Below are 12,778 nucleotides of genomic sequence, written 5' to 3'. Positions count from 1 at the left end.
AACACACAAGGGCAAAATTATGTATAAATTTACACTCGCATTTTATTTAGTACTAACAACTGTATTTGCAACCGCAGTACACGCAGATGAAACACAAGACTTAACCTCTATTCAACAAAAGTGGGCAACTGCTAATTACGAACTTGAAGACGATGCGCAAATAGACGCGTTTACGCAACTAAGTGAGCAAAGCGCATTATTTGTTCAAAACTATCCAGGTTCGGCGCAAACACATATTTGGAATGGCATTGTGTTAGCCAGCTTTGCAGGCGCAAAAGGCGGGTTGGGTGCACTTGGTTTAGCAAAAGAGGCAAAAACGTCACTCGAAAATGCACTCTCAATAGATGGCAGTGCACTAAATGGCTCAGCTTACGCAAGCCTTGCAACGCTTTATAGCAAAGTACCTGGTTGGCCAATTGGTTTTGGTGATGATGACAAAGCTGAAAAATTATTTAAACAAGCGCTCGCTTTTAATCTCGAAGGCATTGATACTAATTACTTATACGGTGAATATTTGTATGACGAAGGCGATTATAAACAAGCTAAAGCACGACTACTTGTAGCACAAGCTGCGGGCATTCGTGATACTCGTGCAAAAGCAGATGAATATCGCCAACAAGCAATAAGCCAGCTATTGGTAAAAGTAGATAAAAAACTAAAAAGATAAACACATAATGCATTTATTACTCGTTGAGGACGATCATTTAGTGGCGCAAGGGCTTATTCGCTCTTTGCGTCAAGAGGGCTACAGCGTAGAGCATAGTGGCACAGTTAAGCATGCCTTAGAGTGCCTTTCTAGTGGTGAGATTGAGCTTGTTATTCTCGATTTAGGATTACCTGATGGCGACGGCTCGCAAGTTTTAAAGCATATTAAAGCACAAAAAAAAGTTATTCCGGTGGTTATTTTAACTGCTCGCGGCAGTATTGATGACAAAGTCCAAGGGCTTGACATGGGCGCTGACGATTACCTTGCAAAGCCGTTTGACCCTGCTGAGTTATTTGCTCGATTACGTGTAGCAAGCCGGCGCATTAACCAAACACAATCAAGCTTATTGCGCTGTGGTGATGTAGTAATGGATACATCAGCTCATACAGTTACACTAAGTGGGCAGTCACTTACATTGCCGCGAAAAGAATACATGCTTTTAAAGGCGCTGATGGAAAATCAGGGAAGGGTGCAATCAAAACAACAACTCGAAAACAAACTTTACCAATGGGGTGAAGAAGTTGGCTCTAATACCATAGAGGTGCATATTCATCATCTTCGTAAAAAATTCCCTAGCGATTTTATTAAAACCTTACGTGGCATTGGCTACGTGGTTGGTAAGCGTTAGGGTGTGTTTATCTTTCGAGGTTGAAAATGTCTATTCGTAAACGTCTGACCTTAATTTTACTTTCAATGATGGTGCTTACTTGCTTTTTAGCATTAGTAAAAGGCTATCAAAAAAGCATGCGCCACGGCGAAAACTTGCTTGATAATGAACTTAAAATAGTGGCTGGCGTTTTAATTGAGCAACCATTAGCACTAAGCACAAATGCAGTACAAGTAAGCAATAATAGTGCTCAGTTGTTGTATCAAATTTGGCAAAACAATAGTTTACTTAGCGGCTCATCGAGTTTAACGAATAACCAAATTAGTTTTAGCGAGGGCTTTCAAACTGCCAATGTAGCAGGGCAGCGTATGCGAGTGTTTGTGATGAGTAAAAACACCCGTAAAGTCATTGTTGCTGAACCTATGGCAAAGCGGTTTGAATTAGCTGAAGCCGTTATTTTATCTGCAATGTTACCTATGCTATGGGCAGTCCCTCTGCTTGCTATTTTTATTAGCTTTTTTGTTAAATACGCATTAGCCCCTCTTACTCGATTATCTAAGCAGCTGGCTATTCGGCAAGCAAGCGACTTTACGCCAATTAACTGGCAGGTAACCGACGAAGAAATTAAACCGGTTATTAATCGTTTAAACGACTTATTTAAACGAGTAGAAACTGCCTACTTACGAGAGCGCTTTTTTGCCTCAGATGCAGCTCACGAATTACGTACCCCGCTCAGTAGCTTAAAAATTAATGTACACAATTTAGCTAGTAAGCAAAGCAACTCGCAAAACCATCAAGAATTACAAGCCATGTCACAAGGTATTAATCGCTTAAGTAATATTGTTGAACAAATGCTTATTTTAGGGCGCACTCAGCCTGAACAATGGCAGAGGCAGTTTAGCGAACAATCATTGCTAACGATTACTCAACAAGTCGTATCGGAGCAATACGACAAAATAGATGAAAAAAACCAAACTATTAGCCTTGAAGGTGATGATTTTGTAATTAATGGTGATGAATTTACATTAACCACACTCATCGCTAATTTACTTAGCAATGCCATAAAATACACACCCAATAATGGTCAAATTATAATTAAATTAGCATCAAGTAATAACAGCTATAGTTGGCAAATTGATGATTCTGGTGCGGGCATGACTGAAGAGCAAAAAGAGCGAATATTTAATCGCTTTTATCGCGTGGGTGGCGATCAACATCCAACAGGCGAGCAAGGTGCGGGTTTAGGTATGGCGATTGTTCAACACATAATTGCTATTTATGGCGCAAGTATTCATTTAGCGAATAGCCCTTTAGGTGGACTAACCGTTAGGGTTACTTTTACAGGAGTAAAAAGTGACTAAACGTTTATTCAATCAATGTCTTTGTTGTTTGCTATTTTTGTCGTTTAACGCGGCGAGTAAAGAGTACCTTATTATTTTAAAAGATCATTTGTTTTATCCCTCACAAATAATTATTCCCGCAAATAAAAAAGTAAAACTATTGATAGAAAACCAAGACAGCACACCAGAAGAGTTTGATAGCTTTGATCTAAACAGAGAGAAAGTACTCTACCCAAATCGTAAAAGCATTATTTATATAGGGCCGCTAAGTAAAGGGCATTACGAGTTTTTTGGTGAGTTTTCGCCAAATACAGCAAGGGGCGTTGTTATAGTTAATGATGAAGGGGCGCAGCATGCTAATAACTAGTTTAGTCATGAGCCTTAATCAATTACTACCAGTGGCTATTTTATTAGTGCTACTGCAAGTAGTTAAAAAACAAAGCTCTTTAAAAATAGGGTCTGCTTTAGTAATAGGCGCGGTAATGTCGTTTTTGTACATGCAAAGTGCGTCGTGGGTGAGCCAGTGGTTTGAACACCAGGGGTTAGAGTACTCACAAATAGGGCTATGTATCACTATATTTATTGCTGTATTGGTATTTGCACTAAAGCAAAAGTCAGCGGCATTTTATATCGCAGTTATAAGCACAATAACGCTGTATTTAAGCCATTATATTATTTACCTCACCAGTTTTTGGCAAAATAATGATGCAGGGCAAAGCTTATTTATTGGCACTTTATTAGGTGTGGGAATTTGTTTAAGTTTTAGCGTATTGCTGTACTTTTTAATGAATGCAATTAAGCACCGTTTTGGTATGTACCCGCTTTTTACTTTGCTTGCTTTTAACAGCGCGGCTAAGTTATTAGTTGCACTGGATTTGGCAAGCCAAATAGATTTAATTACAAACACCTCAACAGTGTGGGATTTACGTGATTTGTTAAACGAAAACTCTGAGCTCGGCCGTGTACTGCGTGCTCTTGTTGGTTACGAGGCCACTCCTGATTTAATGAGTGTACTTATATATAGTACAAGCAGCGTGTTATTTTTATTACTTTGTTATGTTATTTCGGCTTCAATAACTAAGGAACGTGTATGAAAGCACTCAACCTATATTTAGCGCTTAGTTTTACCGCTCTTTGTTTGTTGGTATTCTCAATCCAAGCAAAGGCTGATGGTATTGTTGTTGATAAGGTATATCACCCCTATGTTTTGCCTTTTGAGCGTGAGTTTGAGTGGCGATTAGTGTCGCACCAAACAGATAGTGGCAACATACTAGCGCAGCGTTTGGGTGGCGGTGGTGCTATTAACGATACAATGGCACTGGAAGGCTATTTAGTTGGTGAGCGCGATGATAACGGCGATTTTGGTTTAGAAGCTTATGAGCTTGAGCTACGTTGGCAATTAATTGAGCAAGGTAAATTATGGGCTGATTGGGGCGCGTTATTTGAGCTTGAAAAAAAACATAACGAAGATGTGTATGAGGCAACTTCGGGTTTTGTGATCGAAAAAGAATTTGGAAAAACAAGCCTTACGCTAAACGCTTTTTTGGTTTATGAGTGGGGGCAAGACATTAAAAATGAATGGGAAAGTGAGTTTAGAGCACAATATCGCTATCGATATCGCTCTGCTTTCCAGCCTTCTATAGAGGTTTACGTAGGAGAAGACTTTATTGGTATAGGGCCTGGCTTTATAGGTTTACAGCGCTTTGATGGGCAAAAGCAATTAAAATGGGAAGCGGGTTTCATCACTGAGATAAGCCAATCAGAAAAAAACCATAGTTTTAGGCTCGCATTAGAATTTGAATTTTAATAACAACTAAAAGTAGTTTTGGTTGTTTATTATTCTGATTATAGATAGGTACTTGACATATTATTTAAACTCTATATAGTGGGCCGCAGCTAGAAAGAAAGCATGTAAGCTATAAATCTCCATTTCGATATAAGTAATACTTGTAGTACCGTCCTGAAGTTTTTAAAGTACCATCTCATTTTTTGCTACACCCGCTCTTATGAGCATATTTTTATTTTTATTTCAGGATATTACAATGTCTAACATCGTATCAGGTACAGTTAAGTGGTTTAACGAGTCTAAAGGTTTTGGTTTCATCGAGCAAGAAAATGGCCCAGACGTTTTCGCACATTTCTCAGCAATCAAAAGCGAAGGTTTCAAAACTTTAGCTGAAGGCCAACGTGTAGAGTTTACTCTTTCACAAGGTCAAAAAGGTCCACAAGCTGATAACATCACAGCTGTATAATTTTACTTTTTAAGTAAAATGAAAAAAAGCGCTTAAGGCGCTTTTTTTGTGTCTGAAATTTGACTCAAACCAAGCAACGCCCATTACCACTGTAAATTAACTAAATGATATTGCTATTATTTAGCCCCTCCTAATATTCGTTTTTCTATTCTTCTAAGCCATTGTGCTAATGCAAGTGAGTTTAAGCTTGTAATTTATACCGAACATTTCTCCCTTATAATTTCAAAACAACAAATTCAAAACGACAAAGACCAGCTTGTTAGTAGTACTCTCGATATTGTAAAAGATATTTTCACAGCTATTGATATAACCTGCGAGTTTAAATTGCTTCCTTGGAAGCGTGCTTATAACTTAGTTTAAAAGCCCCTTACTTTGGCATTGTTTCAATAATTAAAAACATCGAACGTGACCCACCATTTTATTGGGCTGGGCCGCTAGGCGCGAGTCAAACTTTTTTTTATAAGCTCAAAGCTGATAAGTAAGTTATAACAATTCCATTAAGTATGCGGTCTAAATTTTACGCCGAAAAAACAATTCAGCTCTAGGCGTATATAAAATTGGTTTTAAAGCGGGCGAAAACTTACTAATGTTTGGAGGCAAAAACAATATATGGATTTGTTTTTAAAAAGAAAATAGATCTAATTTTGGGCTCATAATGACAATAATGCATCAGTTTGAACCTTTGACTATAAAGTGGGGAAGATGCTGAAAGGCTGCAAAAATTACATCTTTGTGCGCTTGCTAGCAATTGCATCGCATTTAATAAGTAAGTAGTTGTGCGTGTTATAAAGTAATTTAACAAAGAATATAAAAAATTAAAAATGAAAGATGATTTTGTCGCCCATAAGCATACTTATCTTCAATGATTTATCTTTCGTAAGGAAGCCCTTTATTTTGCTTTATTTTTAAAAATGCAGCTTGCAGTGCTTCTATTAAATGCATATCTGTTTTTTTATTTGCAGCTAAATAAGCATCAATTGTTAGCTCATCTATTTTATAAATAAACTTTAAGTGTGCTGGTTTGAGCTTTAGATAATCACTCATCTGCTGCATATATAATGGATCGTCTACAATTAAATCTACTTTTTTAGCTAATAGTAAAGAGTATGATTTTTGAATATCAGAGGTTAAAACAACTTCAAATCCAAGTTTCGTGAGGGTTTGTGTTGAAAAGTCATTGCGTTGCATTGCAATTTTATACACTTTTGCTTGTTCAGTATTATTTATAATAAGATCATTTCGCTCTGATAGGCCGATAAAGCCCAGCTCAAATCGTCCAACTGGTCCAATCCAATAAAATTTATTTTCTCGCTCTACAGTGCGTGCAAGGCTGTATATAAAGGTGTTTTTTAACTCATCTGCAATTTTATAAGCACGTGCCCAAGGATACATTTGAATGTTAGGTGTGAGATCAGCCTCAGCAAATATATCTCTAATAAACTGAGTACCTTCACCTGCTACCTCGCCATTAATCAATACTTGGTTTGGTGGTGCTAACTCTGTAACAACAAGCAGGGCTTCCTTTGCTTGAACATACACAGAGCAAATTAAAAAAAGAGAATAAAGAATATATTTCACAATAGCGAATCATCATTCGGTTAGCTTAAGTAATAATAAGTGTGGCTGAAAATATGAAAAACACAAAAATTATTTATGTGAACTTGTTACTAAGATATTGGTTTATTTGAGTTATGTATAACTATAAAGGGGCTAGATAGATAAGTGGCTTGAGGTTTGAAGTAGTTGAGGCTAAAAATTAAGGCCTAAAACGATAAAAGGGCCTTGCGGCCCTTGGTGAAGTATCGTTCAAGTCAGATAGAGCTTTAACCCCTTAAAGCGCTATCCTCTTGTTTTGCAACACCGGTGTTCATCTCAATAAGTTTCTAAGCTAGCGAGAGGAAAAACCCAGCAATTGCTGCGCTCATAAGGTTAGCCATAGATCCTGCTAACACTGCTCTGAGCCCTAAGCGTGCGATATCCTTCCGCCGACTAGGCGCCATACCGCCTAACCCACCTAGTAAAATGGCTATCGATGATAAGTTAGCAAACCCACATAAAGCAAAAGTAACGATTGCTTGTGTGTGCGCACTTAACGTATCGCGATAATTTATAAAGTCTAAGTAAGCAACAAACTCGTTTACTACTATCTTTTGACCAATAAAGCTGCCGGCTATAATCGCTTCATCCCATGGCACACCTAGTAACCATGCAACTGGAGCAAATACATAACCTAATATTTCTTGAAGCGTTAATGTTGGGTAATCAAACCACCCGCCAATACCGCCTAATAAACCGTTTAATAATGCAATTAGCGCTACAAAAGCAAGTAACATTGCACCTACATTAAGTGCTAAATGCATACCGTTTGCAGCACCTGATGCAGCTGCATCAATTACATTTACAGGTTTATCTTCGTCATCTAAATCTAAATCAGCTAAGTTATCTCTAGGCGTTTCAGTTTCTGGCACAATCATCTTGGCCATTAAGAAACCACCTGGTGCAGCCATAAAGCTCGCAGCAATAAGATACTTAAGATCTACGCCAATAATTACGTAACCGGCCATTACAGAGCCTGCTACAGTGGCTAAGCCACCTACCATTACTGCAAACAATTCCGATTTTGTCATCGTTGCTATAAATGGCTTAACTATTAACGGTGCTTCAGTTTGGCCTACAAAAATATTTGCAGTTGCTGAAAGCGATTCTGTGCGCGAGGTCTTCAATAATTTTTGTAAACCGCCGCCTAAAATCCTAATTATCCAATCCATAATGCCAAGGTGATATAACACAGCAACAAGCGCTGAGAAAAACACGATAACTGGCAAAACTTGAATTGCAAAAATAAAACCTAATGTGTCTTGTGAGGCGAGTGGACCAAATAAAAACCCAATACCATCATTAGCATAACCAATAACCGACGAAACGGCTGATGACATGCTAGTTAACACATTTTTTCCTGCTTCGAAAAACAGAACAAAACCGCCTATAACAATTTGCATCGCAAATGCTATACCAACGGTTCTTAAATTAATTGCCTTGCGATTAGTTGACGCAGCAAAGGCAATGCTTAGTAGCACACACATGCCTACTAAGCTCATAAATGTTGTCATACAAATGTTTCCCGTTGTTATTCTTGTAGTAAATATTTGATTTTACTTTTTATTATATCAATCGCAACGCGGTTCATGCCGCCTCGAGTCACAACTAAATCAGCATTATGCTTAGAAGGCTCAATGAATTGATAAAACATCGGTCTAACAGTTGCCTGATATTGCTCAACAACAGATTGTAATGTTCTGCCTCGTTGCTCCATATCACGTTGCATACGACGCATTAAACAAATATCTAAAGGTGTGTCTATAAACACCTTAATATCAAATTCTTTATTAAGCGCTTTATCACTCAATAGTAAAATACCTTCAACAATGAGTATTTTAGCAGCTGGCACTCGGCGTGTGGTTGCGCTACGCGTGTGCTGTGCATAATCATACGTTGGTACTTCTACTGAGTTACCACAACGAAGTTGCGTTAAATGCTCAAGCATTAATGCGTGTTCAAATGCATCTGGATGGTCGTAATTTGTTTGCGTACGATGAGCCATCGGCAAATGCGACTGATCCTTGTAATAAGCATCTTCTTCAATAATGGCGATAGCGCCTGGTTCAAGCTCATTAACCAATTCATTGTAAATTGTTTGGCTAAAAAGAGATTTGCCCGACGCTGATGCGCCTGCAATGGCTATAATAGTAGTTCGTGTCACTAAAGTTCTCATCCACACAGAAAGATATATTGTTGGTAGATCACAATAGCAAAAAAGACACGATTAATCTCTTTTGCTTCGCTCAAGGGTGCAAATTTATAATGTTTAGGTTTTATGAAACAGGACTTTTGTCCTGTACGGAAAATTCGATCAGCGGATAAAGTAACCACCTAGAATCAAAGTGAGGTCAAAATGGCAAGAGCAATTATTTTAATGGCAGATAGCCTAGGAATCGGTGCAGCACCAGATGCAGATAAATTCGGCGATCTTGGGGCTAATACATTCGCTCACTTACTAAAAGCATATTACGACGAAACAGGCACTGCACTGTCGCTTCCTAACCTATCAAAACTTGGGTTAGTGGATGCATGCGAAGCTGCCGGTGGCGAACCGTGTTTAATTTCAGACCGCCAAGCTCCTCAAGGTGCATGGGGTTACGCTAAAGAAATCTCTAGCGGAAAAGACACGCCATCAGGTCATTGGGAAATGGCAGGCGTACCTGTGTTATTTGATTGGGGATATTTCCCAAAAACACAGCCAAGTTTCCCACAAGAATTTATAGACGAGTTTATTGCTCGTACGGGTATTCCAGGCATTTTAGGCAATTGCCATGCATCAGGAACTACCATTTTAGAACAGCTAGGTGAAGAGCATGTAAAAACAGGTAAACCAATCTGTTACACCTCAGCTGATAGCGTGTTTCAAATAGCCGCGCATGAAGAGTCATTCGGCCTAGAGAAGCTTTATCAAGTTTGCGAAATCGCACGGGCGCTACTTGATGAAATGAATATAGGACGAGTGATTGCGCGGCCATTTTTGGGTTCAAATAGCCAAGACTTTGCTCGAACGGGTAATCGTCGTGACTATTCAGTACTTCCGCCAGCACCAACATTGCTAGATGTACTAGCAAAAGACGGCGGCGAAGTAATTAGTATTGGTAAAATTTCAGATATTTACGCGCATCAGGGCATAACCCAAAAGCATAAAGCACCTGGGCTTATGAACTTGCTAGAAAAAACAAGCGAAGTAATGGAAAGTGCGCCAGATCGTAGCTTAATCTTTACTAACCTAGTTGATTTTGATGAAAAATTTGGTCATCGTCGTAATCCAGTCGGATACGCAAAAGCATTAAAAGAATTTGATGACTATTTACCAACTATACTAAATCAGTTAAAAGCAGATGACGTATTAATGATCACTGCAGATCATGGCTGTGACCCAACCTTTCCAGGTTCTGAGCACACTCGTGAATACGTACCTGTTATTGCATACCAACCAGGTATGAGTAACACACCATTAGGTGAACGCAACAGCTTTGCAGATATAGGTCAAACACTGGCACAGTGGTTTAGCTTATCTGCGCTTGATTACGGCGACAGCTTTTTAAATGAGCTAAAAACGCCAAATAAAAAGGAAAACAATTAATGAGTACTCCGCATATCAGTGCAAACGTTGGTGATTTCGCCGAAACAGTATTAATGCCAGGCGATCCGCTACGTGCGCAATATATTGCTGAAAACTTTTTAGATGATGCAGTACAAGTTACAGGCGTTCGTAACATGTACGGTTTCACTGGTACTTACAAAGGTAAGCCAGTAAGTATTATGGGTTCAGGCATGGGCATTCCATCAATGTCTATTTATGCACGTGAGCTAATTGTAAGCTTTGGCGTTAAAAATATTATACGTATCGGTACGTGTGGCGGTATTGGCACAGATATCAAAATTCGTGACGTAATTTTTGCACAAGGTGCAAGCACAGATTCAAACGTAAACCGTGCACGCGTACGTGGCTACGATTTTGCTGCTATTGCTAACTTTGACTTACTTTTAAACGGCGTAAACGCTGCTAAAGAGCTAGGCATTAAAGCAAAAGTAGGTAACGTATTTACGACAGATACATTCTATCAAGCAGATGACTCGTTCTATAAAGACTTAGACAAGTTAGGCATGCTAGCAGTAGATATGGAAACAGCCGGTTTATACGGCGTTGCAGCTGAATACGGCGCAAACGCAATGGCATTATTTACAGTAAGTGACCACGTAATCACTGGCGAAGCAACACCTGCTGATGAGCGTCAAAGCACGTTTAACGAAATGGTTAAAATTGCATTAGAGTCAATAGCTTAAATAATACATAACAGTTCCTTGGTAACGTATTCACTAAGTTTTGGAGACACGCCCAAAGTGAAGTGAGACTAAACCTCCAAAGCCGCATTTTATGCGGCTTTTTTTATGCCTGAAGAAAATAAGCCACCATACAATATTGCATCGGATTTTGACGTGATTTGCTGTGTTGTAGGCGCTAAGCTTGCTCGCGCGAGAAGCACAGCTTCTAATTACTTAAGCTAACTACTCTAAAAGCGCAGCATCTCTAAACCTATTTGTGTATAACAGCCCTAAAAAAAATATGCACGTAGAGAAGAAAAGGAGGAGCAAATGAGAAGAGCAAAACCAATGCTGACTCGGCATTATAAAAGTACAAGCGTTGCTTTAAAAGCTTGTAACCTGCGCGAATAGAAGTGTTTATACCAAGTTTAGAGTATGACTTGTTGCTCATGTTAGAAGCACAGTTTCTGATTGTTTTTATTATTTGAACTTCTAAGCTCTTCTCTAAAAGCGCAGCGTCTCTAAACCTATTTGTGAATTAATCACTTTAGGTCTTAACTCTACGGTAGAGCAGAGTTTGTAGAGCGCAGTAAAGCTTCTAATTACACAACAAACTTAACCTTTAAAAACAAAAAAAGGGCCAAGGCCCTTTTTTATGATGTTGCGCCTAATCATACAGGCCAAATACTGAGTGCTTAAACAACTTCACCAGCTACTATAGTATTAAAGCTGTCGTTGTCATGTAAGCTTGCAAATGCGCTCTCATGTAATAGCTCATTACGTAAATTTGGAGAGTATTCAAGTGCCATTTTAATGTCGGCTAATGCATCAGCATGCTTATGTGTTAGCGCATAAGCACAGGCTCGTTGCCAATAGGCATAACCATAGACACTATCTATATCAATGGCTTGATTACACAACTCAATGGCTTGTGCTGTTTCATTTATTTCTAATAACGCATCGGCCTTATAAGCAATGGCTTCAACATCCTCTGGTTTACGTTTTAAAATCTCATCAAATATTTCAATTTTATTAGCAAAATCACTTTCCAAATTGGCACGCATCCATAACGAATGAACCTCGTTGGTAACCGATATGCGCTCTTGGTTACTGAGTATTTCTTCTGAGCGTACGCGTAGTTTTTCTTCAAGAATTTTTAATCGGTCTTCATACTCGTCAGTAATTACACTTACACGTGTATTTACAATATCTTCTACTTTATTTTTAACATCGCGTAGTGAGTTCCAGCCCACTAAAACCAAAATAGAAGCCGTAGCGGTAATTATAAAAAATACATTATTAATAGTATCGGTAGTGTACGTTAATGCGCGATCTGCAGTATCAAGCTGTGCATGAGTAACTTGCTTAGTTACATCCTCACGGAGTTTTTGTTGATCTTGCCTTACGGCTTTTAGCTCGTCGAGTATGTAGCGCTCCATTAGCGGTTTAAACATAGACTCTTTAAGTTGTTTGAGAGCTTGTTGCTCTTGTTGTGCTGTAGGGGCTGCTGGTTTTTGTTCAGCAGAATTTACTATGCCCGAAAAAAAAGTTAAACAAACAAAAAGTGTAGATAGGTAATAACGCATCGGTACGCCTAATTAAATTAATTACTGTAATAACTTTAACATGCAGGGCTGAATGGCACTAGGGCGCGTTGACTTTTCAGGATTAAAATTGACCTAATTTAGATAGGAGTAATAGTTGTAAGAATTTTTTAGCCCAGTGAGCTTAGCAATAATAGGGTAAAGCATGAGCATTTTGCTAATACTTAGGTGGTTTTAAGAAAAAATAGGCAAAAAAAACCAGCTCAATATGAGCTGGCAAAAACTGCTTAAAACAACAATATGTCGTAGGGATTCACAGGAGAACAACTTCATACTAACTGAATCTTTATGAACAAATACTTAATTCAATTCAATTAGTTAAAAATATAAGAATACTCAAAGTATTCGGTTTATAAAGTAAAGGTGCATTGGGCTTAAGTAATGCACCTTTATAATTATAA

The 12,778-nt window shown here is 38.5% G+C and carries 13 protein-coding genes; 9 read left to right on the top strand and 4 right to left on the bottom strand.

Features of this window, described 5'->3' with window-relative positions; translation table 11 throughout:
- Nucleotides 1-19: 19 nt before the first annotated feature.
- The 7 genes from P20429_RS09315 to P20429_RS09345 all read left to right on the top strand — a co-directional run bounded on the left by P20429_RS09315 (nucleotide 20) and on the right by P20429_RS09345 (nucleotide 4,905).
- Nucleotides 20-667, top strand: a complete 648-nt coding sequence (locus P20429_RS09315) for a hypothetical protein (protein ID WP_007583551.1) — start codon at nucleotides 20-22, stop codon at nucleotides 665-667.
- Between the two features lie 7 nt (nucleotides 668-674).
- Nucleotides 675-1,334: a response regulator transcription factor gene (locus P20429_RS09320; RefSeq protein ID WP_007583549.1), complete on the top strand. Its 660-nt coding sequence runs from the start codon at nucleotides 675-677 to the stop codon at nucleotides 1,332-1,334.
- A gap of 26 nt (nucleotides 1,335-1,360) precedes the next feature.
- A complete protein-coding gene (locus tag P20429_RS09325; protein WP_007583546.1) occupies nucleotides 1,361-2,674 on the top strand; it encodes an ATP-binding protein in 1,314 nt (437 codons plus the stop codon).
- A complete protein-coding gene (locus P20429_RS09330) occupies nucleotides 2,667-3,020 on the top strand; it encodes a cupredoxin domain-containing protein (protein ID WP_007376645.1) in 354 nt (117 codons plus the stop codon). Before P20429_RS09325 ends, P20429_RS09330 begins: the two co-directional genes overlap by 8 nt.
- Nucleotides 3,007-3,747: a hypothetical protein gene (locus P20429_RS09335; RefSeq protein ID WP_024591522.1), complete on the top strand. Its 741-nt coding sequence runs from the start codon at nucleotides 3,007-3,009 to the stop codon at nucleotides 3,745-3,747. The genes P20429_RS09330 and P20429_RS09335 overlap by 14 nt, the downstream gene beginning before the upstream one ends.
- Nucleotides 3,744-4,460, top strand: coding sequence for a hypothetical protein (locus P20429_RS09340; RefSeq protein WP_007583539.1), 717 nt, complete (start codon nucleotides 3,744-3,746; stop codon nucleotides 4,458-4,460). The genes P20429_RS09335 and P20429_RS09340 overlap by 4 nt, the downstream gene beginning before the upstream one ends.
- 235 nt (nucleotides 4,461-4,695) lie before the next feature.
- Nucleotides 4,696-4,905 (top strand): cold-shock protein, encoded by a 210-nt coding sequence (locus P20429_RS09345; RefSeq protein ID WP_002959120.1) that lies wholly within the window; start codon nucleotides 4,696-4,698, stop codon nucleotides 4,903-4,905.
- A gap of 867 nt (nucleotides 4,906-5,772) precedes the next feature.
- On the opposite strand, the gene P20429_RS09350 is transcribed toward P20429_RS09345, so the two are convergent.
- The 3 genes from P20429_RS09350 to udk all read right to left on the bottom strand — a co-directional run bounded on the left by P20429_RS09350 (nucleotide 5,773) and on the right by udk (nucleotide 8,665).
- Nucleotides 5,773-6,483 carry an ABC transporter substrate-binding protein gene (locus P20429_RS09350; protein WP_007583537.1) on the bottom strand — a complete coding sequence of 237 codons (711 nt, stop codon included), beginning with the start codon at nucleotides 6,481-6,483 and terminating at the stop codon, nucleotides 5,773-5,775.
- A 305-nt stretch (nucleotides 6,484-6,788) separates the two neighbouring features.
- Nucleotides 6,789-8,015 (bottom strand): NupC/NupG family nucleoside CNT transporter, encoded by a 1,227-nt coding sequence (locus P20429_RS09355; protein ID WP_007583535.1) that lies wholly within the window; start codon nucleotides 8,013-8,015, stop codon nucleotides 6,789-6,791.
- 17 nt (nucleotides 8,016-8,032) lie between these two features.
- Nucleotides 8,033-8,665: a uridine kinase gene (gene udk, locus P20429_RS09360; protein WP_007583533.1), complete on the bottom strand. Its 633-nt coding sequence runs from the start codon at nucleotides 8,663-8,665 to the stop codon at nucleotides 8,033-8,035.
- 192 nt (nucleotides 8,666-8,857) lie between these two features.
- Between udk and P20429_RS09365 the strand changes: the two genes are divergently transcribed.
- Nucleotides 8,858-10,090 (top strand): phosphopentomutase, encoded by a 1,233-nt coding sequence (locus P20429_RS09365; RefSeq protein ID WP_007583531.1) that lies wholly within the window; start codon nucleotides 8,858-8,860, stop codon nucleotides 10,088-10,090.
- Entirely contained in the window at nucleotides 10,090-10,794 is a 705-nt protein-coding gene (deoD, locus tag P20429_RS09370) for a purine-nucleoside phosphorylase (RefSeq protein ID WP_002959109.1), read from the top strand. Before P20429_RS09365 ends, deoD begins: the two co-directional genes overlap by 1 nt.
- Before the next feature lie 674 nt (nucleotides 10,795-11,468).
- Here the strand turns inward: deoD and P20429_RS09375 are convergent.
- Entirely contained in the window at nucleotides 11,469-12,359 is an 891-nt protein-coding gene (locus P20429_RS09375) for a tetratricopeptide repeat protein (RefSeq protein ID WP_007583526.1), read from the bottom strand.
- Between the last annotated feature and the right edge of the window lie 419 nt (nucleotides 12,360-12,778).

The sequence above is a fragment of the Pseudoalteromonas sp. BSi20429 genome, from assembly GCF_000238895.1.
In the GTDB taxonomy this organism is placed as follows: domain Bacteria; phylum Pseudomonadota; class Gammaproteobacteria; order Enterobacterales; family Alteromonadaceae; genus Pseudoalteromonas; species Pseudoalteromonas arctica.
Note: the sequence above shows the minus strand (reverse complement) of the source record. Positions and strands in the feature narration are given on the sequence as shown.